Genomic DNA, 22,899 nt, shown 5'->3' on the forward strand with positions numbered 1-22,899 from the left:
GCGACTACCTCGACCGCAAGCCCAAGGCCCTCTCCGGCGGCCAGCGCCAGCGCGTGGCCATGGGGAGGGCCATCGTCCGGTCCCCGCAGGTGTTCCTGATGGACGAACCCCTGTCGAACCTGGACGCGAAGCTGCGGGTGCAGACCCGCACCCAGATCGCCTCCCTCACCCGCCGGCTGGGGGTGACCACCGTCTACGTCACCCACGACCAGGTCGAGGCGATGACCATGGGCGACCGGGTCGCGGTGCTCAAGGACGGACTGCTGATGCAGGTCGACACCCCCCGGGCGCTCTACGACGCCCCGGCCACGGAGTTCGTCGCCGGGTTCATCGGCTCGCCGGCGATGAACCTGTTCCGGGTGCCCGTGGCCGGCGGGGCGGCGACCTTCGGCACCCTGCGCCTGGAGCTGACCCGCCAGCAGCAGGAGCACCTGACCGGGGACATGGTCACCGTGGGAATCCGCCCCGAGGACCTCCACCCCGCACCCGAGGGCACCGGGCTGCCGATCGAGGCCGACGTGGTCGAAGAACTCGGCGCCGACGCCTTCGTCTACGGCCACCTCGCCCCGGTCACCGCCGCCAACACCATCGTGCCGGTGGACCCCACCGGCCAGGTCGACGAGGACGCCGAAGGCGCCCACGAGATCATCGTCCGGGCCGAGGGCCGCACCCCGCCGAAGGCCGGACAGACCATCTGGGTGACCCCGGACCTGGCCCACGTCCACCTCTTCGACACCACCACCGGCACCCGCCTGCCCGACTGACCACCCGACCACGAACGAGAACCCCCAGGACCGCGGCGCCCTCCCCCGACGGGCAGGGCGCCGCGGCCCCGCAGGCTCCGATCACCGGATCGGGGCCTGCGGCGTGTCGGCGGCCGAGCCGACGCCCAGGTGTGACTGTTGACACACCGAATACCCAGTCGATACGTTGGAAAGCGCATTCCCACCGCGTCCGAGGAGACCTCCGTGCATGTCCAGACCGCTCCCGTCCCACCTGCGGGCCTCCCCCGTGAGGTCCCCGTCCGCGTCTGTCTGGTAGGGATCGGCGGCTTCGGCGAGCGGCACCTGGAGAACATCCGCCGGCTGGAGGACGAGGGCCGCGTCAGCCTGGTGGCGGCCGTCGACCGACGGGTCGACGACGGGGCGCTCGGGCCCGACGTGCCGATGTTCGGCGATCTGGAGCAGCTGCGGGCAGCCGGCCTCGCCGTCGACGTGGTGGTGGTCTCCACCCCGATCGACACCCACTTCGAGCTCGCCCTGGCGGCGCTGGACCTGGGGGCCGACGTCCTGCTCGAGAAGCCGCCGGTGGCGAACCTCGAGCAGTTCGGCCGCCTCCTCGAGGCCGCCGAGGACGCGGACCGTCTGGTCCAGGTGGGCTTCCAGAGCCTGGGCTCCCACGCGCTGGAGCTGATCGACCAGGTGCTCGCGAGCGGGGAGATCGGGCGGCTGCGCGCGGTGGGCGCCACGGGGCTGTGGTCCCGGGACACCGACTACTTCACCCGGTCCCCGTGGGCCGGCCGGCGCCGCATCGGCGGCGTGGACGTGGTGGACGGCGTGGTCACCAACCCGCTGGCCCACGCGGTCATGACCGCCCTGCGGATCGCCGGGGCCCGGACCGCCGAGGACGTCGCGCTGCTGCGCACCGAGCTGTACCGCGCCAACGCGATCGAGTCCGACGACACCTCCGTCGTGCAGGTCCGCACGGCGGCCGGCGTCCCCGTCACCTGCGCCCTGACACTGTGTGCCGACCAGCAGCAGGACCCCTTCATCACGATCGACGGGACGGAGGGACAGGCCGTGCTCCACTACACCCGCGACGAGCTGACCGTCTCGGGGCCCGGGGGCACGCGGACCATCACCTCCGGGCGCACGAACCTGCTGGAGAACCTCATCGATGCCCGCCGCCACGGCACCGCGCTGCTCTGCCCCCTGGCTGCCACGGGGGCGTTCATGCGCGTGCTCGACGCCGTGCGCACCGCCCCGGACCCCGTGCCGATCGCCCCGGAGCACGTGCGGTGGCACGAGGAGAGCGGCGCACGCCGGGCCGTGCTGCCCGGCGTCGAGGACTGGGCGGCCCGTGCCGTCAAGGCCCAGTCGGGCTTCGCCGGGCTCGGGGCGCCGTGGGCGGAGCCCGCCCCGGCCGGGGAGCGCTTCGTCGTGGCGGGCCGTGAGGTCGCGCAGGTCCGCACGGGCGAGGACGTCGCCCCGACCGCGTCCCCCCGCCCGTTCCTGCACCCCGTCCGGACCCTCGGCGGGGTCACCGTCACGGACCAGCAGCCCCTGGACCACGTCTGGCACCTGGGGGTCTGCACGGCGCTCCAGGACGTGGACGGCCTGAACTTCTGGGGCGGGCGCACCTACACCCGGGAGGCCCGGCGCTACGTGTGGCGGGAGGACCACGGCCACGTGGTGCGCGTCGCCGCCCACCACGCCGGCGACCGCCTGGACGAGGAGCTCGCCTGGACGGGCCCGGACGGCACCGTGGTGCTGATCGAGGAGCGGCGCTGGACGTTCCGTCCCGTGCACGAGCACGCCTGGGAGCTCGGCCTGCGCTTCCGCCTCTCCCCCGCCGGTGACCGTCCGGTCCGGCTCGGCAGCCCCGGCTCCAACGGGCGGGTCGGCGGCGGCTACGGCGGGTTCTTCTGGCGGCTCCCCGCCTGCGCGGACGCGGACGTCTTCACCGCGGACGCAGTGGGCGAGGAGGCCGTGCACGGCAGCACGTCCCCGTGGCTGGCCTTCTCCGCCGACGTGGCGGGGGGCCCCGCGACCCTGGTCCTCCGGCGCGGTGACGACGCGGCCGACCCCTGGTTCGTCCGGCACTCCGGGTACCCGGGGGTGGGCCTCGCCCTGGCCTGGGACGCGGCCGTCACGACGACGCCGACCCGGCCGGTCGAGCGGGAGGTGCGCGTGCTCGTCGTCGACGGCCGCCTCGACGCCGCCCGGGTGGAGGCCCTGCTCGGGGACGCGGCCCGGGGCCGGGACGCGTGAGCGCCCCGGAGCGGGCGGAGAAGCGCCGGCGGGTCCTGCGGGTCCTCGATGGGCACGGTGTCGACGCCGTGCTGCTGCAGAGCCACTCCGCCGTGTCCTGGTACCTGGACGGGGCGCGCGTGCACGTCTCGCTCGCCGGCCCGCCGGTGGCCGCCGTCCTGGTGCACCGGGACGGCGACGAGGTCGTGACCTCCGCCAACGAGGCCGCCCGCCTGGTGGCCGAGGAGCTGCCCGCGGACGTCCGGCTGCACGAGGTGCCCTGGCACGGGTCCCTGGCGACCCCGGAGGGCTGGTTCCCCGGGGCGCGCTCCATGGCCGTCGTCTCCGAGGACTGCGTCGCCGCGCCGCTGCGGGCGGCGCGGGCCTCCCTGCTGCCCGGCGAGGCGCAGCGCTACGAACGGCTGTGCCGGGACGCCGCGGCCGTGCTCACGGACGTCCTGAGCCGGGCGGCCCCGCGCACCACCGAACGGGAGCTCGCCGCCGAGCTGACCGCGGGTCTGGTGCGCGCCGGCGCGGAACCCCTGGTGGTGCTGTGCGGCGGCGCCGACCGCCTGCCCCACCGCCACCCCCTTCCCACCGCCGGGCCGCTGGGGCGGCGTGCGATGGCGGTCGTCTGCGCCCGCCGCGGCGGGCTGATCGCCAACGTGACCCGGTGGGTGCGGTTCGGCCCGGCGCACCCCGCCGAGGTGGACGCGGAGGCGAGGATCGCGGAGGTCGAGGCCGACGTCCTCGATGCGCTGTGCCCCGGGCTGCCCCTCGCGGACCTGCTGCCGGTGCTCCGGCACTCCTATCCGCGCCACGGCTTCGACGCCGCGGAGTGGACCCGGCACCACCAGGGCGGGCCCGCCGGGTACGCCGGACGGGATCCCCGGCTCGCCCCCGGCGTGCCGGATCTCGTGCACGAGCACCAGGCCTTCACGTGGAACCCGTCCGCGCCGGGGGCGAAGATCGAGGACACGGTGCTGCTGGCTCCCGGCGGGGTGCGGTCCCTGTCCGTGGATCCCGCCTGGCCCGTGATGCGGGTCCGGGGCCGGGACCGCCCGGCCGTGCTGGAGCGCTGAACCGCGCCGGGTCCGGGGCCGGCACGAGCGAGGAGACAGGGGCGGGGTGGCCGGAGGCGGAACGCCCCCCCTCAGCACGTTCCGTCCCCAGCACTGTCCCCCCGTGGGCGGTGACCGGCCGTGGGCCGCGCGGACTCCGTTGTCCCGGGCGACGTCCTGCCGGTCAGGAAGGCGCCACCGGGGCCCTGGCCGACCCGTGGGCGGCGCGTCCTTCCGCCGACCATGATGTGCACTGGGTCACATGGCCTTCAAGCCGGGCTGCAACATCAGCGGTTCCGCCCGACACATTGCGGTGCGACAGCGAACACCCTCGTGGGTGCGGCGGTCTCCGCCGGGGGCGTCCACCGGTGGTGGCACCGGGTGCCGAGCCGCCACGGGTGCTGCTGCCCCGGGCCCCGACGGGCCGGCTGCGGAGTCATCGGTACAGGGTGGTGCTGGGAGGCACCCCGTAGGCGGCGCGATAGGCCCCGGCGAAGCGCCCGGGGTCGGCGAAGCCCCAGCGGGTGGCAATGCCGGCCACGGTGTGCCCGGCGGTGGGATCGGCGTTCAGCAGCTCGGCGTGGGCCCCTGCCAACCGCGCCCGGTACAGGTACTCGGTGGGGCTGAGCAGGTGCGGATGGTTCGCGCGGAAGGCCTGCGCCAGCGCGGGGGTGGGGGTGTTCGCCGCCCGCGCCGCGTCGTCGACGGTGATCGGCTCGTGGGCGTGGTCGTCGATGAACTGCTTGGCGATGCGGTAGCGGCGGGTCTGGGCGGCCATGGACAGCGTGCGCAGCTCCTGGTCCCCGGTCAGCGGGAAGCACTCGAGCAGGGCCACGCCCAGGTGCCGCGTGAGCCCGGCGCGCACCAGGGGTGCCTCGAAGGCCCCCGAGTCCACGCTCTCCTGGGCCAGCCGGGTCAGAGAGGACCAGTACCGCCCCAGCCGGGGGGTGGCCGGGTGGGAGGAGGCGAAGGTCACCGGGGTGTTCTCGGTGCCGTAGACCGTCTCGGCGATGTCCTGCACCAGGGCCTCGGTGAGGTAGACGTTGCTGGTCTGCAGGGAGTCCACCACGAACAGGGTCGGGCTGCGGGGAGTGATCAGCACCGGGGCCCCGATCCCGGTGCCGGACTCGGTGCGGGTGGACCAGTCGCACCGGCCGCTGGTGCGGTCGATGACGCTGAACATCTGCGTGTCCCCCCACGAGGAGTAGGACCCGATCACCTCCACCCGCGCCAGGGCCACGTCCTCGTCCCCGGCGCGGTCCTCCCGGTAGGACAGGCCGCGCTCGGAGGGCTGGAAGGAGAAGCGCGCCCCGATCGTGTCGAACAGCAACCGCACGGCCTCCGGGTCGGCGGCCGTGAACTCGAGGCGGAAGGCCTCACCCACGGGGCCCACCCCCCGGCCCGCGTCCCGGACCGGGAACGGTGAGGATCGGCCGGGTGCACCGGTGGAGGGGTGGCGCGTGGAGGGTCATGTCGGGATCCTCGACATCGAGGCGCAGCGGATGGAGGTGGTGCTGCGTCCCATGATCCTCCCCGGCTCCGGCGACCGGCAACCACCACCGGGCCTCGAGCCGGTGGGGCCCGGTGGTGGCTCACGGGTGCCGGTGCTGCGCCGGATCGGCGGAGGCCTGCGGGTCCGCGGGGCGCCACCGGCCGGGGACGGACGCCCCGCGGCGCCGGGGTCCCCGGTGCTAGGCCATGACCCCCTGCGCGGCGGGCAGCACCTGCTGCTGCAGGACCAGGCCCAGACCGGGCAGGTCCCGGGTCTCCAGCCGCGAGCCCGTCACCACGACCGGGGACGGGCCGGCGAGGACGCCGAGGTCGGCGAACCCCGCGTCCTCCACGACCTCCACCATGGTGGGCTCGGCGAGGGTCAGGGCCAGCTGCCCCGAGAGGTCCGGCAGCAGGTGCGGGGCGATCCCCACGTTGTGCGCGCGCGCCAGCTCCACGATCCGCCGGAACGGCGTGATACCGCCCACCCGGACGATGTTCGGCTGGACGACGTCCACGGCGCCGGCCGTGATGAAGTCCCGGAAGCGGTAGATGTTGTGCAGGTTCTCCCCCAGGGCGATCGGGACCCGGCTGAACCGGCGGAGCTGCCGGTAGCCCTCGAGGTCGTCCGCGCGCAGCGGCTCCTCGAGCCACGACGGCCCGAACTCGGCCAGCGCGTCCAGGGCTCGGCGCGCCGTGGGCAGGTCCCACCGCTGGTTGGCGTCGATCATGAGCCCGCGGTCCGGCCCGAGCAGCTCCCGCACGGCGGCCACGCGCTCCACGTCCTCGCGCAGCTCGGCCTTGCCCACCTTGATCTTGACGGCGCCGAAGCCGGCGGCGACCCACCGGCGCACCTGGTCCTGCAGCTCGTCCAGTCCGTAGTGCAGGTTCACGCCCGAGCCGTAGACGGCCACGCTCTCCTGCCGCCGGCCCAGCAGGGAGGTGATCGAGACTCCCGCCCGCCGCGCCCGGAGATCCCACAGCGCCAGGTCCACACCGGCGAGCGCCACGCCGGTCAGCCCGGCGCCGCCCTCGTGCAGGTACTTCCAGGCATCGTCCCAGAGGGCTTCGGGGTTCTCGGAGCGCCCGCGCACGAAGGCCGCGAGGTCGTCGTCGAGGAGGGCCTTCACGGCCGTCGCCCCGATGGTCGGGGTCCAGGAGAAGCCGGTGCCGGTGGCGCCGTCGTCGGCCACGACCGTGACGGCGACGAGGTGGTTCTGCGGTGCCTCCGGCCCCCAGCTGCGCAGCAGCCGGGCCGTGATGAGTTCCGTGTGCAGGGCGGCGATGCTCATGCGGTGTCCTTCCCGGGCCGGCCGGCGCCCGCGGGCTCCCCGGACGCGGCGAGATCCTGCCGGAGCTCGGTGCGCCAGCTGCGCGCCGGCTCCCAGCCCAGGACCCGGTGGGCCTTGTCGATGCTGAAGGCGGGGGCCGTGCCGGTCAGCTCCGCCGCGAGCTCCTCGCTCCCCGGGACGAACTCGGGGATCAGCTCGGCGAGCGGGCGCCGGGCCAGGGCGTCGGCCGCGCCTACGAGGAAGGTGTCGCCGTTGCGGATCGCGCCCATCCGCTCGAGCAGCGCCTCCAGGAAGGACGTGACGTCGCGGGCGTCCACGTAGTTGAACAGCGCCGGCGCCGCGAGCGCGGGGTCGTCGAGCCGCTCCCGCACGGTGTGGCCCTGCTGGGTCGGGGCGCCCTCCCACTCCTCGGGGGCGATCACGTAGCAGGGGCGGAAGGACGCGTAGCGCACGGCCTCGCCCCGGGCCGCGGCGAACATCTGCGCGACCTGTTCCGCCACGTGCTTGGACACCCCGTAGGCGTGCCACGGCCGGGGCGGGGTCTCCTCGGTCAGCGGGAACGCCGGCGGGAGCCAGCCCGCCGGGGAGCCGTAGCCCAGCACCGTGGGACTGCTGGCCATCACGATCCGCCGCACCCCGGCCTCCGTCGCCGCGCCGGCCACGTTGTGCGCGATCACCGCGTTGGTCCGCAGGATGACGTGCTCGGGGGCGCTGAACGGGACGGCGATGGCCGCCAGGTTGATCACGGCGTCCGGGCGGGTGCTGCGCATCAGCGCGTGCGTGGCGTCCGGGTCGGTGAGCTCCGCGCCGCGGTGCTCCACGGCGGGGTGCTGGTCGGCGGAGCGGGAATCGGCGGGCAGGGACCGGTCGACGCTGACGACGTCGTACCCGGCCTCGGCGAGCCCGGCGACCACGCTGCGGCCGAGCCGGCCCGCGCCGCCGGTGACGAGGACGCGGCTCATGCCGGGACCTCGCTCCGGTGCGCCCCGGCCGCCGCACCCAGGTCCAGCTCGGCGATCCGGACGGGCAGCCCGGACTCGAGGGACCGGTTGCCGGCGATGCCCACGGCCACCGCCGCCACGCCGTCCCGGTAGCCGGAGGGCCGGCCGTACGGGTCCTCGCCGGGGCCCCGGAAGACGTCCGCCAGCAGCAGGCGGTCCCCGCCCCCGTGGCTGCCCGCCCCGTTGCGGATGGGGACCTCCTCGGCTGCGCCCCAGTGGCGCTGGACGGTGAGGCGCTCGCCGCGGCTGCGGGCCCCGCCCCGGTGGGGGCCCACCGTGACCGAGGGGTCCACCGGGGAGCCGCCGCCGGCGGGGAGCACGGCCGCCCGTTCGACGACCTCCAGCTCGGCGCGGCCCTCGGTGCCGTTGACGGCGACCCGGTACCCCTCCCACGGGGAGTGCGCGTTGAGGGAGTAGGAGAGGGTGGCGCCCCGCGCGTAGTCGACCACGAGCGCCAGGTTGTCCTCGATGCTGATCCCGTCGGAGAACACGTCCTGGTCCCGGCGGTACCCGTCGTGGTGCTGGTGATCGAGGTAGAGCCGGCTCAGGCGCTCGTCGGTGCGCAGGTCCAGGGCGAAGGGGTCGCCGCCCTCCACGTCGTGCCCCGGGGCGCCCGCGCGCGCCCGGGCCTCGGCGTTCTCCCGGCCGTAGAACCGCAGCCCGCCCGAGGCGAAGACCCGCTCGGGGCTGTCGGCCAGCCACCAGTTGACCAGGTCGAAGTGGTGGGAGGACTTGTGCACCAGCAGCCCGCCGGAGTTCTCCTTCTGCCGGTGCCAGCGGCGGAAGTAGTCGGCGCCGTGCACGGTGTCGAGCATCCAGCTGAAGTCCACGGAGGTCACCGTGCCGATCCGTCCGGACCGGACCACGTCCTTGAGCGCGGTGTTGCGCGGGGAGTACCGGTAGTTGAAGGTCACCACCACGTGGCGGCCGGTCTCCTCGACGGCCGCGCCGATGCGGCGGCAGCCCTCCGCGTCCACGGTCAGGGGCTTCTCGACGACGGCGTCGGCCCCGGCGTGCAGCGTCTCGCAGATGTAGTCGGCGTGGGTCCAGTCCGGGGTGGTGATGATGACGCGGTCGATGCCCTGCTCCCGGACGGTCCGGGAGAGCTCCGCGGGGTCCAGGACGCCGATCCGGACGCCCGAGATCTCCTCGGCCAGCCGGCGGTAGTGCTCGGCCCGGCCGGGGTTGGTGTCGCCCACCGCCACCAGCTCGGCGACGTCGGCGTGGTCGTCCAGCAGGGAGCGGATGTACATCTCGCACCGGTTGCCGGTGCCGACCAGGACGTACCGGGTCCGCCTCCCCGGCCCTGCCGTGCCGCCCGTGCCGCTGTGCTCTGCGCTGTCCATCGATGGCTCCTGGTTCTGGGGGTGGGTGTGCGGTGGGGTGGCCGGGACCGGCGGCCTGTCCCCGGTCCGGGCGGGCCGGGGACGCCGGGGTCCGTTACTTGATGCCCGTGGTGGCGATGCCCTTGACGAGGAACTTCTGTCCCACGAGGAAGGCGATGAACACCGGCAGCAGGGACACGATCGACATCGCGAACAGGGATCCCCACGAGGACTCCCCGGTGGCGTCCACGAAGGCCCGCAGGGCCACGGGGACGGTGAACATGTTCGGGTCGGTCAGGTAGATCAGGGCGCTGAAGAAGTCGTTCCAGGTCCAGATGAACGTGAAGATCGTGGTGGTGGCCAGGGCCGGGACCATCATCGGCAGGATGATCTGCCCGAAGATCCGGGCGTGCCCGGCGCCGTCGATCCGCGCCGCCTCGTCCATGTCCTTGGGGATGCCGCGGATGAACTGCACCATGAGGAACACGAAGAACGCGTCGGTGGCGAGCAGCTTCGGGACGATCAGGGGCCAGAAGGTGTTCACCCACCCGATCTGGGAGAACATGATGTACTGCGGCACGATCACCACGTGGAACGGCAGCATGATCGTGAGGAGCATGAGGGCGAAGGCCGGCTTCTTGAAGCGGAACTCCAGCCGGGCGAACGCGTAGGCCGCCATGGAGCAGGAGACCAGGTTGCCGACGATGCACCCGAGCACCACCACCGCGGAGTTGAACAGGTACACGTTGAACGGGTTGGACAGGGCGCCCCAGCCGTCCGAGTAGTTCGCGGTCTCGAGCGTCTGGAGCAGGATCCCGGGCTCGCGGAAGATGATGTCGTCGGGTCGCAGGGAGCTGGCCACCATCCACAGCAGCGGATAGATCATCACGCCGCCGGTGAGGATCAGCGCCAGGTGCTTGAGCAGGGAGCGGATCCGTGCCCGGGGGCCGGGGCCGCGGGGCTTCGGCTGCGGCGCGCTCTGCGCGCCCCCGTGCTGCGCCGGGACGAGGTCCTGATCGGCCGCCCGGGTGGGGCTGTCGGTGATTGTCGGATTAGTCATCGTAGAACACCCAATACTTAGACGCGATGAAGTTGAGCGCGGTGAACGCCCCGATGATGACGAGCAGCAGCCAGGCCATGGCCGCGGCGTAGCCCATGTCGAAGCGGCCGAAGCCCGTCTGGTACAGGTAGAGCGTGAAGAACATCGTCGAGTCGGACGGGCCTCCCCGGCCGCCGGAGACGATGAACGCCTGCGTGAAGGACTGGAACGCCTGGATAATCTGCAGCACCAGGTTGAAGAAGATGATCGGGCTCAGCAGCGGCAGCGTGATCCGGAAGAACTGCGTGATCCTGCCGGCGCCGTCGATGGAGGCCGCCTCGTAGTACATGGTGGGGATCTGGCGCAGGCCCGCGAGGAAGATGATCATCGGCGCGCCGAAGGTCCACACGTGCAGCAGGATGATGCTGCCGAGGGCGGTCCGGGGGTCCGCGATCCAGCCGATGCCCTCGATGCCCACGAGGGCCAGGACCTGGTTGACCAGTCCGCTGGTGCCGAAGAGCTGCTTCCAGAGGATGGCGATGGCCACCGAGGAGCCGAGCAGCGAGGGCAGGTAGAACACGGAGCGGTAGAACGCGAGGCCGCGCAGGCCCCGGTCGAGCACCATGGCGATCGCCAGGGCCAGCATGAGCTGCAGCGGCACCCCGACGAAGACGTACGTGAAGGTCACCTGCAGCGAGTTGTGCAGCCGCTCGTCCGCCAGCATCCGGGAGAAGTTCTCCGTCCCGATCCAGTCGGGCGCCCGCATGAGGTTGTAGTCGGTGAACGAGAGGTAGAGGGACATCAGCATGGGGCCCAGGGTGATGACCACCAGCCCCACGATCCACGGCCCCAGGAAGACCGCCGCCGCCTTGTTGTCCCGCCGCTCCGCCCGGGTCCTGCCCCGGGGCCTCCTGCCCTGGGGCTGCCCCTCGGGCAGGCCCTTCCGGGTGATCTCCTCGACGACGCTCATTCCGGGACCACCGCCCGGACCGTCCGCGACCGGGGCGCCCGGTGCGGTCCAGCGTGGATGTGGCTCGATGTCATCGGTATCTCCTCGGAAGAAGTGGGAAAGCGTTTTCCAGAGCTGCGTTGCGTCCAGGCTAGTGGTCGGTCACTGTGACGTCAACCACAAATCTACGGTGGTGTCGGCCCCGGACGCGGGGCGGCGCACCGTCAGGGGACGGACGGCGCACCGGTCAGGAGGCGCAGTGCCTCCACCGTTGCCGGCGGGCCGTAGCGCTCCGCCTCGTCCTGTGCGGCCCGGACGGAGGGCGCGACGTCCACGAGCGAGGCAGCGGCCAGGATCCCCGCGCCGCGCAGCTGCTCCTCGGACAGGGCCAGCCGCCCGGCCACGGCCACGACGGGCACGCCCCGGCCCGCGGCGAGGGCGGCCGCGGCGAGCGGCGCCTTGCCCTGCAGCGACTGGTCGTCCAGCGACCCCTCGCCGACGACGAGCAGGTCCGCGTCCTCGAGCTGCTCCTCGAGCCCCACGAGGGAGGACACGAGGTCGAAGCCGCGTTCGAGCGTGGCCGGGGTCAGGGCCAGGAAGCCGGATGGGAAGCCGCCGGCGGCGCCGGCCCCCGGGAGCAGGAAGGGACGGGCGCCCTCGAGCCCGGCCAGCAGCCCGGCCCAGCGCCGGAGTGCGGCGTCCAGCTCGCGCCGGGCGGCGAGGTCGGCGCCCTTCTGCCCGGCGAAGACGTGCGCGGCCCCGTCGGGGCCGTGCAGCGGGTTCCGCACGTCCACGGCCAGCCGCAGCCGCACCGACCGGAGCCTCGGGTCCAGGGCGGAGACGTCCAGGCGGGCGGCGGACAGCAGGCCCTCCCCGCCCAGGGGCACGGGGGCGCCGTCGTCGCCGAGGACCTCCAGGCCGAGCGCCCGCAGGGCGCCCGAGCCCCCGTCCGTCATCGCCGAGCCGCCGAGCCCGACGACGACGTCGGTCGCCCCGGCGTCCAGCGCCGCCCGGATCAGCTGGCCGCAGCCGTAGCTGTGCGCCGCGCGGGCCGTCGCGGGACTCGGGCGCACCTGGTCCAGACCGCTCGCCTGGGCGGACTCGATCACCGCGGTGGTGGCGCCCGAGGGTGCCGTGAGCACCGCCCACCGCGCCCGCACCCGGCCCTCCACGGCGCCCCGGACGGCGGTGCGGCGCAACCGTGCGCCGGCCGCCACCGCGGCGTCGACCGTGCCCTCGCCCCCGTCGGCCAGGGGCACGGCACGGACCCGGGCCCCCGGCCAGTGCCGCCGCACCCCGGCCGCGAGCGCGGTGGCGGCCTCGGCCGCCGTCAGCGACCCCTTGAACTTGTCAGGGGCCACGACCACCCGGGGGCGGTCGCCGAGCTCGTGCGGGCCCACGTCAGGTGGTCGCGCGAGCAGGTGCGCCGGTCAGGGACGGCAGCACGAGGGACTCCCAGCGCTCCTTCATGACGGCGAGCGTGGTGTCCGGGTCCTGGTCGAAGATCTCCTGGTTGAAGATCTCGACCTCGACGGGGCCCGTGTAGCCGGCGGCGGCGACCCAGCGCCCGATCGTGCCGAAGTCGATCACCCCGTCCCCCATCATCCCGCGGGACAGCAGGGCGTCGGCTGCGATCGGCAGGTTGAAGTCGCAGACCTGGTAGGACGCCAGCCGGCCCTCCGCCCCGGCCCGGGCGACCTGGGCCTCCAGGGCGGGGTCCCACCAGACGTGGAAGGTGTCCACGACGACGCCCACGGCGTCCACCGGGTGCGGTGCCGCGAGGTCCAGGGCCTGCTCGAGCGTGGAGAGCACGGCCCGGTCGGCCGCGTACATGGGGTGGAGCGCCTCGAGCACCAGGCGCACGCCGTGCTCCCGGGCGTAGGGGACGAGCTCGGCGAGCCGTTCGGCCACGCGCTCGCGGGCCGCCACGACGTCCTTGTCCCCCCGGTCGCCCTCGCCGCCCAGGACGTGGGCGGCCGCGGGGAGGCCGCCCACGACCATGATCAGCTCGCTCGTGCCCAGGGTCCGGGCCTCCCGGATCGCGGCCCGGTTGCTCTCGAGCGCGGCACGCTGCCCGGCTTCGTCGGCCGCCGTGAGGAAGCCGCCGCGGCACAGGCTGGAGACCTGCAGACCGGCCCGGGAGATGATCCGGGCCGCGTTCTCGAGCCCGGCCTCGGCGACGCGGTCGCGCCACACGCCGATGTGGCTCAGCCCGGCCCGGGCGGTGGCGTCCACGGCCTCCTGCAGGGTCAGGTTGCGCGTGGTGCCCGTGTTCAGGGACAGCTGGAAGTCCGCGCTCATGCCGCACCTCCGGTGCTGCCGGCCGCCGCGAGGACCGGCGCCCCGAGACCCGCTCCGTCCAGGAAGGTGGTCATCCGCCGCGCGGCGAGCTCCGGGTCGAGCAGCAGCCCGGCCCGGTCGGCCAGCCGGAACACCTCGACCAGGTGCGGCACGGAACGGCCCGAGTGCAGCCCGCCGACCATCTGGAAGCCGGGCTGGCTGCCGTTGAGCCAGGACAGGAACGCGATGCCGCACTTGTAGTAGAAGGTCGGGGCGCTGAAGACGTGGCGCCCCAGCTCCTCGGTGGCGTCCAGGACGGCCCGCGCCCGGCCGGGCTCCCCCGCGTCGTAGGCCTGCAGCGCAGTGGACGCGGCCGGGTAGATGCCCGCGAAGATGCCCAGCAGCGCGTCGGAGTGCCGGGTGCCGTCGCCGTCGATGAGCTCGGGGTAGTTGAAGTCGTCGCCGGTGTAGAGGCGGACCCCCTCCGGCAGCGCCGCCCGCAGCCGGGTCTCGTGCGCGGCGTCCAGGAGGGACACCTTGACGCCGTCGACCTTGCCCGGGTGGGACCGGATGAGCTCGAGGAAGGTCTCCGTGGCCGTGTCCACGGCGTCGGTCCCCCAGTATCCGGCCAGCGCAGGGTCGAACATCGTCCCGAGCCAGTGCAGCACCACCGGGTGCCGGACCTCGTCCAGCAGCTGGGAGTAGACCCGCAGGTAGTCGTCGGCATCCCGGGCGGCCCGCACGAGCGCCCGGGACGCCATCAGGATGACCTTGGCCCCGGCGCCCTCGACCACCTCGACCTGCTCCCGGTAGGCCTCGACCACGGCGCGCAGCCCGGCCTCCCCGGCCGCGACGCCCGCCGGGTCCAGCTGGTCCGTGCCCGCCCCGCAGGCGATGAGGTCGCGGACGGTCCTGCCCTCCAGGGCCGGGTTCCCGGTGGCCAGCGCCGCCGAGGCCTCGGCGGTCGAGCGCCGGATCAGCTGCTGGGTGGCCGGCCAGTCCAGGCCCATCCCGCGCTGGGCGGTGTCCATGGCGTCGGCCACCCCCAGCCCGTAGGACCAGATGTCGTGGCGGAAGCCCAGGGTCGCGTCCCAGTCGAGCTGCGCGGGCGCCCCGGGGGTGTTGTCCCCGAGCGCGAGCGGCACCACGTGCGCGGCGGCGTAGGCCTTGCGCGCGGCGAGGGGTGCCTGCGGCCGGGTCCAGTTCCCCGGTCCGGAGAGCACGTGCTCGGTCAGGGAGCCGCTGCCGTCGGGCAGGAGCACGGCGCTCATCGGACGGCCTCGGCGGTGCGGCGCCCGGCCGGGGCCAGCTCGATCGCCGGGATGTCGATGGTGCGGCGCTCGGCCGAGGAGCGCAGGCCCAGTTCGGCCAGCTGCACCCCGCGTGCGGCGGAGAGCAGCCCGAAGCGGTGCTCGCGGCCCGCGACGACGTCGGCCAGGAACTCCTCCCACTGCGCCTTGAAGCCGTTGTCCAGCTCCGCGTTGGCCGGGACCTCCAGCCACTGGTCGCGGAAGGAGTCGGTGACGGGCAGGTCCGGGTTCCACACCGGCTTGGGCGTGTGGGCGCGCTGCTGGGCCACGCACTTGTTCAGCCCGGCGACCGCCGAGCCGTGGGTGCCGTCCACCTGGAACTCCACGAGCTCGTCGCGGTACACGCGAACGGCCCAGGAGGAGTTGATCTGGGCGACCACGGGGTCGCCCTCGGGGGTCTCCAGCTCGAAGACGCCGTAGGCGGCGTCGTCGGCGGTGGCCGGGTACTCGTGGCCCTGCTCGTCCCAGCGCGCGGGGATGTGCGTCACGGCCTTCGAGGTGACGGACCGGACCGGTCCCACGATGCCCTCGAGGACGTAGTTCCAGTGGCAGTACATGTCGACGGTCATGGACCCGCCGTCCTCGCGCCGGTAGTTCCAGGACGGGCGCTGGGCCTCCTGGTGCTCGCCCTCGAAGACCCAGTACCCGAACTCGCCGCGCAGGGACAGGATCCGGCCGAAGAAGCCCTCGTCCACGAGCCGCCGCAGCTTCACGAGCCCGGGGAGGTAGAGCTTGTCGTGGACCACGCCGGCGGTGACGCCGCGCTCCTGGGCGATCTGCGCCAGCTCGACCGCCTCCTCCAGGGTCTCGGCGGTCGGCTTCTCGGTGTAGACGTGCTTGCCCGCGCGCATGGCCTTCTTCAGCGTCTCCGCCCGGAGGCTGGTCATGGAGGCGTCGAAGACGACGTCCACGGAGGGGTCCTCGAGGACCGCGTCGAGATCGGTGGTCCAGTGCTCCACGCCGTGCCGGCGTGCCAGCTCGGCGACCTTGGCCTCGTTGCGGCCCACGAGGATCGGCTCCACGGTCACGCGGCTGCCGTCCGGCAGGGTCACGCCCCCCTGGTCCCGGATGGGCAGGATCGAGCGCAGCAGGTGCTGGCGGTAGCCCATGCGCCCGGTGATGCCGTTCATGGCGATGCGGAGGACTCGGGGTTCGGACATCATCAACTCCAGGTGGTTCGGGAAATTTGTAGGAAAGCGCTTTCCACTCTAGGGTTGGCTCAGTGTGACTGTCAACACGTGCCCGTCGCCGGACTCCCCCGGGGCGGGGGACGAGACCCCACCCGATGCGGTGAGGAGGAAGCAGGACCGGACGATGAGCGCAGTGACCCTCTCCCAGGTGGCCCGGGAGGCCGGGGTGTCCCTGGCCACGGCCTCCCGGGTGCTCAACGGATCGGACCGACGGCCGGCCGAGCACATCGCGGAGCGTGTCCGGAACGCCGCGGAGACCCTCGGCTACGTGGCCAACGCCCAGGCGCAGGCGCTGGCGCGGTCCACCACCGGACTGGTCGGGCTCGTGGTCCACGACATCGCCGACCCCTACTTCTCCTCGATCGCCAAGGGTGTGCAGCGCCGGGCCCGCGCCGACCGGCGCCAGCTGCTGCTGGCCGCCACCGACGGCACCGACCAGCTCGACGCCGTCGCGGCCTTCGCGGCTCACCGCACCGACGCGATCATCATGGCCGGTTCGCGCCGGCGGGAGATCGACCCCCGGCTGCTCGCCGAACTCACCCGCTACCAGAAGAACGGGGGCCGGGTGGTGACCATCGGGCAGGCCTGGCTCGAGGGCGCCGGGTCCGTCACCATCGACAACCGCGGCGCCGGCGCCGGCCTCACGGACATGCTGATCAGGGCCGGCCGGACCCGCTTCGCCTTCCTGGGCGGCCCCGAGGAGCTGGCCAGCGCGGCGGAGCGCCGGGCGGGCTTCTACTGGGCCCTGGAACGGGCCGGCCTGACGGCCGAGGCCGAGCTGACGGAGGGCTTCAACAGCCAGGGCGGCTACGAGGCCGCCAGGGGACTGCTGGAGCGGCTCGGCCCCGATGCCGTCCGCGGGCTCACGGTGGTCGTCGGCAACGACGTCATGGCACTGGGCGCGATCGCCGGCTTCCGGCACGCCGGACTGCTCGTGCCGGACGACCTGTGGGTGGCCGGCTTCGACGACATCCCCAACCTGCGCGACTTCTCCCCCGGCCTGACCACCGTGCGCTTCCCCCTCGAGCAGATCGGGGAGGCCGCCGCGGACATCGCCCTGAGCCACGACGAGGTCCGGATCCAGCACGTGGTGGGCGAGATCGTGCGGCGCGAGAGCGCCTGACCCGGCCCACACGTCCGCCCCTCGGGGCGCCGTGGCACTGGAATGCCGGCGCCCCTCGAAGGCACCATGCCACTCGTGCATCAGACCATGCCTATTAGGGCTTGGACAAGCATCAAGCGGAGTTCCTACGCTCGGAGCCGAGGATTTTTCCTGTGATCCGTCTCACGCACCACGGGACGCGATCCCACTTCAGCTCAGCGCTCTACAAGGAGAGAACATGCACGCACCTGCACGCTTCCGCCGGTCCATGCTGATGGCCGGCACCGCGATCGTCTCGGCGGTCTCGCTGGCCGCCTGCGGCAACATCACCAACGGAGCGGGAGCAGGGGACGGCTCCGACTTCCCGACGGGGCCGGTCACCCTCAACGTGGGCCAGGCCGCCGGGGGCAGCACGGACCTGATCGCGCGCGCCGTGGCTTCCGGGGTCTCCGAGGACCTGGGCGTGGCCGTGCCGGTGGTCAACAAGCCGGGCGCCAACGGGGCCCTCGCCACCCAGGAGGTGATCGGCCAGCCTGCCGACGGGCACAACCTCATCCTGCTCAACGCCTCCCTGATCACCGTCACTCCCCTGGCCGTCGGGGAGAACGAAGCGGTGGACCTGGAGGATCTCGACATCATCGCCGGTCTGTCCCGCGACGACTACGTGCTGATCACGCACGCGGACACCGAGTACGAGACCGTGGAGGACATCGTCTCGGCCGACGGCGAGATCACCTACGGCACCGCCGGGGTGGGCACCGCCAGCCAGCTCGCCCAGGCCGCGCTGTTCGCCCAGGCGGACGTCCAGGGCCGTGACATCCCCTTCGACAGCGGCGCGCCGGCGATGGCCGCCGTGCTCGGCAAGCAGGTGGAGCTCGCCACGGTGCAGCTGGGCGAGGCGATGCCCCAGATCAAGGCGGGCACGCTGCGTCCCATCGTGGTGTTCTCCGAGGAGCGCAACGAGTTCCTCCCGGACACCCCGACCGCTGTCGAGGCCGGCTACGACGTCCCGGTGTCCCAGTACCGTGCCATCGCCGCTCCTGCCGGCACTCCCGAGCCCGCCAAGGAGAGGCTGCGGGAGGCCCTGGAGGCCACGTTCGCCACCGAGGAGTACCAGCAGTTCAACGAGCAGAACATGCTCACCCCCGAGGAGATCTCCGGGGAGCAGGTCAAGGAGGACTGGACCGAGTACGCCGAGCGGTACCGGACCATGGCCGAGACCTACGACATCGACCTGGGCGGGGGGAACTAGTGTCCAGCTCCTTCGACAGTGCCCCGGCGCGCTCCGGCTCGACGCCGGCCCCACGCCAAGACACGGACGCAACGCCGGGCGAACACCGGGACGAGGACACCTTCCCGCACGCGGTGCTCGCCGCGGAGGACGGCTACATCCCGGACGAGGACGCTCCTCGCGCCGGCCCCCTCGCCAACACCGGAGCCGCCCTGGTGGTGATCGCCTTCGGCGCCTTCGGCATCATCAACTCGCTCTCCCTGGGCATCGGCTCCGCGGCCGGTCCGACCGCGGGCACCTGGCCCTTCGCGATCTCGGTGGTCATCACGGCGCTGGGCATCACCCTGCTGTTCACCGGGCGCCGGCTGCAGGACACCGAGAAGTTCACCCGGCAGAGCGCGGCCGTGCTCGTGGGCGTCGTCTCCCTGGTCGGAGCCACGTTCCTGTTGCCGGTCATCGGTTTCGAGATCCCGTCCTTCCTGCTCCTGCTCGTGTGGATGAAGTTCCTCGGCGGGGAGTCCTGGCGGCTCTCGATCATCATCGGGGCACTCATCACCGCGGCCTTCTACGCCATCTTCGTGCTGGCGCTCCGAGTGCCCCTTCCCCACCTCTTCTAAGGAACAACCCATGGACAACCTGACTCCGGTTCTGGAGGGCTTCGGCGTGGTGCTGCAGCCCGAGAACCTGCTGTTCTGCCTGATCGGCGTCGTGGTGGGCATGGTCATCGGCGTGCTGCCCGGGCTGGGCCCGGCGGCGACGATCGCGATCCTCCTGCCCATCTCCTACGGCATGGAACCGGTCACGGCGATCATCATGCTGGCCGGGATCTTCTACGGCGCCCTCTACGGAGGAACCATCACCGCGGTCCTGCTCCGCCTTCCCGGGGAGGCGTCGTCCGCGGTGACCGTCCTGGACGGGTACGCGATGGCCAGACAAGGACGGGCCGGCACCGCACTCGGCATCGCCGCCATCGCCTCCTTCATCGGCGGCACCATGTCGATCATCGCCCTGAGCTTCGTGGCCCCCGTGGTGGCCAGGTTCGCGCTGGACTTCGGGCCCCCCGAGTACGCCGCACTGACCCTCCTGGGCATCCTGCTGGTGGCTACCATCAGCAGCGGCCACATCGTCAAGGCGCTCATCGCCGCCTGCCTCGGGCTGCTGCTGGCCACGGTGGGACGTGACGCCTTCACCGGCGCTCCGCGCTTCACCTTCGACAACCTCAGCCTGGCCGACGGCCTGCAGTTCATCCCCATCGCCATGGGCGTCTTCGGACTGGGCGAGATCCTCTACAACCTGGAGCAGCGCCACAAGGCCGCCTCGGCACCGGCGAAGGTCAAGAACGTGTGGCCCTCGCGCCACGACTTCAAGGAGGCCTCGGGGGCGATCGGCCGCGGCGGCGTCCTGGGCTTCTTCCTCGGCATCCTGCCCGGCGGTGGCGCGACGATCTCCTCGATGGCCTCCTACGGCATCGAGAAGCGTCGCGCCAAGGACCCGTCCCGGTTCGGCCGAGGCGCCATCGAGGGCGTCGCCGGCCCGGAAACGGCCAACAACGCCGCCGCCACCTCGTCCTTCATCCCGCTGCTGACACTCGGCATCCCCGCCAACGCCACGATGGCGGTGATGTTCGGCGCGCTGCTGATCCAGGGCATCACCCCGGGGCCCCAGCTCGTCGACGAACGCCCGGACCTGTTCTGGGGCGTGGTGAACTCGATGTACATCGGCAACATCCTGCTGCTCATCATGAGCATCCCCCTGGTGGGACTGTTCGTGAAGATCCTCCAGGTGCGCCCCTCGATCCTGGCCCCCATCACGGTGCTGATCACCTTCATGGGCGCCTACACGATCAACAACAGCATCTTCGACATCCTGCTGGTCATCCTGTTCGGCGTCCTGGGGTACGGCATGAAGAAGTTCGGGTTCGAGCCCGGCCCGCTCGTGCTCGCGTTCGTGCTGGGCTCGCTGCTCGAGGAGAGCATGCGCCGGTCACTGCTCGTCTTCGGCGGTGACGTCACGGGGTTCCTGGACCGGCCGATCGCCGCGACCCTGCTCACGGTGTTCCTCGTCGTCGCACTCCTGCCCCCCGCCAAGGCCCTGTTCAAGAAGTTCCGGAACCCCGAGCCCGCCTCTGACGAAGCGCGCACCAAGGAGAACGTGGAATCATGACCATTCTCGTCGGATACGTCCCCACCCCCGAGGGAGAAGCCGCTCTGACGGCCGGACTCGAGGAGGCCCGGTTGCGGAGCACCGGCCTCGTCATCCTCAACTCGCCGCGACAGGGAGCAACCGTCGACGCCGCCCTGGCGTCCGATGAGGAGGTCGAGGAACTTCTCGGGCGGGCTCGCGCCGCCGGGGTCGAGGCAACGATCCGCCGCTCCGAGCACGGTGCGGATCTGGCGGAGGAGTTCCTGCGGCTGGCGGAGGAGACGGAGGCGTCCCTGGTGGTGATCGGACTCCGCCGGCGCTCCCAGGTCGGCAAGTTCATCATGGGCAGCCATGCCCAGCGCATCCTGCTGCAGATGGACCGACCGGTCCTGGCCGTCAAGGTCCCCGAGAAGCACTGACCCCCGGAAGAGGTCCTCCGGTCGCTGCGCCGTTCCGCAGCGACCGGAGGACCTCTTCGTCGCCGAGTAGCATGCAGGGGTAGGACAGGCACAGCGGGAGGTCATCGTGTTCACCCTGGACCAAGCCCGCAGTTTCATCGCCGTCGCGGAGGAGCTGCACTTCGGCCGCGCCGCGGCACGGCTCAACATGACGCAGCCTCCGCTGAGCCGGCAGATCCAGAAGCTGGAGAAGTCGGTGGGGGTGGAACTGCTGGAGCGGGACAACCGCCGAGTGGCTCTCACCGCCGCCGGCCGGGCGTTCCTGGTCGAGGCCCGCAAGCTGGTGGTCGCCGCCGACCGGGCGCCGGTGCTGGCGCGCCGGATCGCCGCCGGGCGGTCCGGGGTGCTGCGGATCGGCTTCACGGCCGCCTCCGGGTTCAGCCTGCTGGGCCACCTGCTCAGCGAGATCGAGCAGGTGCTGCCGGACGTCGACGTCGACCTCCAGGAGCTGGTGACCAGTGAGCAGCTGCAGGCGCTCGAGAACGGCGACCTCGATCTCGGGCTCGCCCGTCCGCCCTTCGACACCGAGCTCTTCGAGTCGCAACTGCTGCTCGCGGAGGAACTCTACGTCGCCGTCCCGGCCGACCACCCGCTGAGCACCCTCCGACGGCCCGTCACGTCGGCCGACCTCAGGGAGCTCCCGCTGATCATGCACTCCCCCACCAAGGCCCGGTACTTCTACGACCATGTGGTGCGGATCGTGGAGGTCGAGCACCGCAACGTGGTCCACACCGTCAGCCAGGTCCTCACCATGGTGGCGCTCGTGGCCGCCGGCCGCGGGATCGCCTTCGTCCCGGAGTCGGCCCGCCTCCTCGGCATCGACGGTGTCGCCTATCTCCGGCTGGCCGGCGGCTCCGCAGGCGCCGTCGAGCTGCATGCCCTCTGGGACCGCTCCTCCAGGAACCCTGCCCTTCACCACCTGCTCGAGCTGCTCCGCACCCAGTCGCACTGATCCGCCGAATCGATACCTTCGGGGCATCACCTCATATAAAATTGGGCTTGGACACGCATCAATCGACCTCCCTAGGGTGAAACGTGACACACAGGCGATTCGCCTGACCACGACCCATGCAAAGGACGACGACCGTGGCCACACACACTCCCCAGGAACTGGCGGACAAGCTCAAGGACGGCCTGCTGTCCTTCCCCGTCACCGCGTTCGACGCCGACCTGCTCTTCGACGAGACCGCCTACCGCGAGCACCTGGCTTGGCAGGCCTCCTTCCCCGTGGCCGGGCTCTTCGCCGCCGGCGGCACCGGGGAGGGCTTCTCCCTCACCCCCGAGGAGACCGCCACCGTGGTGCGCGCCGCGGTCGAAGAGGTCGGGGGGACCGTGCCCGTGCTCGCCCCGGCGGCCGGCAACACCGCTCAGGCCGTGCGCAACGCCCATGACGCGGCCGCCGCCGGCGCCGAGGGTCTGCTGCTGCTGCCCCCGTACCTCACCGAGTGCGACCAGGACGGACTGCTCGCCCACGCCTCGGCGGTCTGCGCGGCCACCGATCTCGGGGTGATCGCCTACAACCGGGCCAACGCCATCTACTCCGCCGAGACCATCGCCCGTCTCGCCGAGCGCCACGAGAACTTCATCGGCTTCAAGGACGGCATCGGCGACATCGAGCACCTCACCAAGGTCTACGCCCGCAACGGGGACCGGCTGTTCTACCTCGGCGGACTGCCCACCGCCGAGACCTTCGCCCTGCCCCTGCTCCAGCTGGGGATGAGCACCTACTCCTCGGCCATGTACAACTTCATCCCCGAGTTCGCCCTGGAGTTCTACCGTGACGTCCGCGCCCAGGACCGGGCGGCCGTGACCGAGAAGCTCAACAGCTTCGTGCTGCCCTACCTGGAGATCCGGGACCGGGCGAAGGGCTACGGCGTCTCCATCATCAAGGGCGGGCTGCGGGCCGTGGGCCGTGACGCCGGCGGGGTGCGCCCCCCGCTGCAGGACCTCACCGAGCAGGACCTCGCCGACCTCAAGGCCCTGATCGAGGCGCTCCCCGCCGGCGCCCCGGCGGACGCCCTGCAGCAGGCCTGACCCGCCGCCGGCCGGCAGGAACCGC

Annotated in this window: 20 protein-coding genes; 10 read left to right on the plus strand and 10 right to left on the minus strand. The window is 72.6% G+C overall.

Annotation, left to right across the window (positions count from 1 at the left end):
- The 3 genes from ABD220_RS00050 to ABD220_RS00060 all read left to right on the plus strand — a co-directional run.
- A partial coding sequence (locus ABD220_RS00050; RefSeq protein ID WP_344118692.1) for an ABC transporter ATP-binding protein occupies positions 1-764 on the plus strand: 764 nt, incomplete at its 5' end.
- A gap of 204 nt (positions 765-968) precedes the next feature.
- Positions 969-2,990 (plus strand): DUF6807 family protein, encoded by a 2,022-nt coding sequence (locus ABD220_RS00055; protein ID WP_344118694.1) that lies wholly within the window; start codon positions 969-971, stop codon positions 2,988-2,990.
- Entirely contained in the window at positions 2,987-4,051 is a 1,065-nt protein-coding gene (locus tag ABD220_RS00060; RefSeq protein WP_344118696.1) for a M24 family metallopeptidase, read from the plus strand. The genes ABD220_RS00055 and ABD220_RS00060 overlap by 4 nt, the downstream gene beginning before the upstream one ends.
- A 415-nt stretch (positions 4,052-4,466) precedes the next feature.
- Here ABD220_RS00060 and ABD220_RS00065 read toward each other — a convergent pair whose 3' ends face one another.
- The 10 genes from ABD220_RS00065 to ABD220_RS00110 all read right to left on the minus strand — a co-directional run bounded on the left by ABD220_RS00065 (position 4,467) and on the right by ABD220_RS00110 (position 15,877).
- Positions 4,467-5,414, minus strand: a complete 948-nt coding sequence (locus ABD220_RS00065) for a helix-turn-helix domain-containing protein (RefSeq protein ID WP_344118698.1) — start codon at positions 5,412-5,414, stop codon at positions 4,467-4,469.
- Positions 5,415-5,721: 307 nt separating this feature from the next.
- Positions 5,722-6,813: a mandelate racemase/muconate lactonizing enzyme family protein gene (locus ABD220_RS00070; protein WP_344118700.1), complete on the minus strand. Its 1,092-nt coding sequence runs from the start codon at positions 6,811-6,813 to the stop codon at positions 5,722-5,724.
- Complete coding sequence (locus tag ABD220_RS00075; RefSeq protein ID WP_344118702.1) at positions 6,810-7,775, minus strand: NAD-dependent epimerase/dehydratase family protein; 966 nt, start codon at positions 7,773-7,775, stop codon at positions 6,810-6,812. Before ABD220_RS00075 ends, ABD220_RS00070 begins: the two co-directional genes overlap by 4 nt.
- Complete coding sequence (locus ABD220_RS00080) at positions 7,772-9,160, minus strand: Gfo/Idh/MocA family oxidoreductase (protein ID WP_344118703.1); 1,389 nt, start codon at positions 9,158-9,160, stop codon at positions 7,772-7,774. Before ABD220_RS00080 ends, ABD220_RS00075 begins: the two co-directional genes overlap by 4 nt.
- A 94-nt stretch (positions 9,161-9,254) precedes the next feature.
- Positions 9,255-10,199, minus strand: a complete 945-nt coding sequence (locus ABD220_RS00085; protein WP_344118705.1) for a carbohydrate ABC transporter permease — start codon at positions 10,197-10,199, stop codon at positions 9,255-9,257.
- Positions 10,192-11,148, minus strand: coding sequence for a carbohydrate ABC transporter permease (locus tag ABD220_RS00090; RefSeq protein ID WP_344118707.1), 957 nt, complete (start codon positions 11,146-11,148; stop codon positions 10,192-10,194). Before ABD220_RS00090 ends, ABD220_RS00085 begins: the two co-directional genes overlap by 8 nt.
- A gap of 203 nt (positions 11,149-11,351) precedes the next feature.
- Positions 11,352-12,488: a glycerate kinase gene (locus ABD220_RS00095; RefSeq protein ID WP_344118708.1), complete on the minus strand. Its 1,137-nt coding sequence runs from the start codon at positions 12,486-12,488 to the stop codon at positions 11,352-11,354.
- A 40-nt stretch (positions 12,489-12,528) separates the two neighbouring features.
- Positions 12,529-13,428, minus strand: a complete 900-nt coding sequence (locus ABD220_RS00100; RefSeq protein ID WP_344118709.1) for a sugar phosphate isomerase/epimerase family protein — start codon at positions 13,426-13,428, stop codon at positions 12,529-12,531.
- Positions 13,425-14,678 (minus strand): dihydrodipicolinate synthase family protein, encoded by a 1,254-nt coding sequence (locus ABD220_RS00105; RefSeq protein ID WP_344118711.1) that lies wholly within the window; start codon positions 14,676-14,678, stop codon positions 13,425-13,427. Before ABD220_RS00105 ends, ABD220_RS00100 begins: the two co-directional genes overlap by 4 nt.
- Positions 14,675-15,877, minus strand: a complete 1,203-nt coding sequence (locus ABD220_RS00110) for a Gfo/Idh/MocA family protein (protein WP_344118713.1) — start codon at positions 15,875-15,877, stop codon at positions 14,675-14,677. Before ABD220_RS00110 ends, ABD220_RS00105 begins: the two co-directional genes overlap by 4 nt.
- 154 nt (positions 15,878-16,031) lie before the next feature.
- On the opposite strand from ABD220_RS00110, the gene ABD220_RS00115 reads away from it, so the two are divergent.
- The 7 genes from ABD220_RS00115 (at position 16,032) to kdgD (ending at position 22,874) form a co-directional block, all read left to right on the plus strand.
- Positions 16,032-17,030 carry a LacI family DNA-binding transcriptional regulator gene (locus ABD220_RS00115; protein WP_344118714.1) on the plus strand — a complete coding sequence of 333 codons (999 nt, stop codon included), beginning with the start codon at positions 16,032-16,034 and terminating at the stop codon, positions 17,028-17,030.
- Between the two features lie 217 nt (positions 17,031-17,247).
- The gene (locus tag ABD220_RS00120; RefSeq protein ID WP_344118715.1) at positions 17,248-18,261 is read left to right on the plus strand and encodes a tripartite tricarboxylate transporter substrate binding protein; all 1,014 of its coding nucleotides are present in this window, start codon (positions 17,248-17,250) and stop codon (positions 18,259-18,261) included.
- On the plus strand, positions 18,261-18,857 hold the full coding sequence (locus ABD220_RS00125) for a tripartite tricarboxylate transporter TctB family protein (RefSeq protein ID WP_344118716.1): 597 nt from the start codon (positions 18,261-18,263) through the stop codon (positions 18,855-18,857). Before ABD220_RS00120 ends, ABD220_RS00125 begins: the two co-directional genes overlap by 1 nt.
- Positions 18,858-18,867: 10 nt before the next feature.
- On the plus strand, positions 18,868-20,403 hold the full coding sequence (locus ABD220_RS00130; protein ID WP_344118718.1) for a tripartite tricarboxylate transporter permease: 1,536 nt from the start codon (positions 18,868-18,870) through the stop codon (positions 20,401-20,403).
- Positions 20,400-20,801, plus strand: coding sequence for a universal stress protein (locus tag ABD220_RS00135; RefSeq protein ID WP_344118720.1), 402 nt, complete (start codon positions 20,400-20,402; stop codon positions 20,799-20,801). The genes ABD220_RS00130 and ABD220_RS00135 overlap by 4 nt, the downstream gene beginning before the upstream one ends.
- Before the next feature lie 106 nt (positions 20,802-20,907).
- Positions 20,908-21,792, plus strand: a complete 885-nt coding sequence (locus ABD220_RS00140) for a LysR family transcriptional regulator (RefSeq protein ID WP_344118723.1) — start codon at positions 20,908-20,910, stop codon at positions 21,790-21,792.
- 134 nt (positions 21,793-21,926) lie between these two features.
- The gene (gene kdgD / locus ABD220_RS00145) at positions 21,927-22,874 is read left to right on the plus strand and encodes a 5-dehydro-4-deoxyglucarate dehydratase (protein ID WP_344118725.1); all 948 of its coding nucleotides are present in this window, start codon (positions 21,927-21,929) and stop codon (positions 22,872-22,874) included.
- Positions 22,875-22,899: the final 25 nt, after the last annotated feature.

This window comes from Kocuria aegyptia (genome assembly GCF_039530085.1).
GTDB classification, from domain to species: Bacteria; Actinomycetota; Actinomycetes; order Actinomycetales; family Micrococcaceae; genus Kocuria; species Kocuria aegyptia.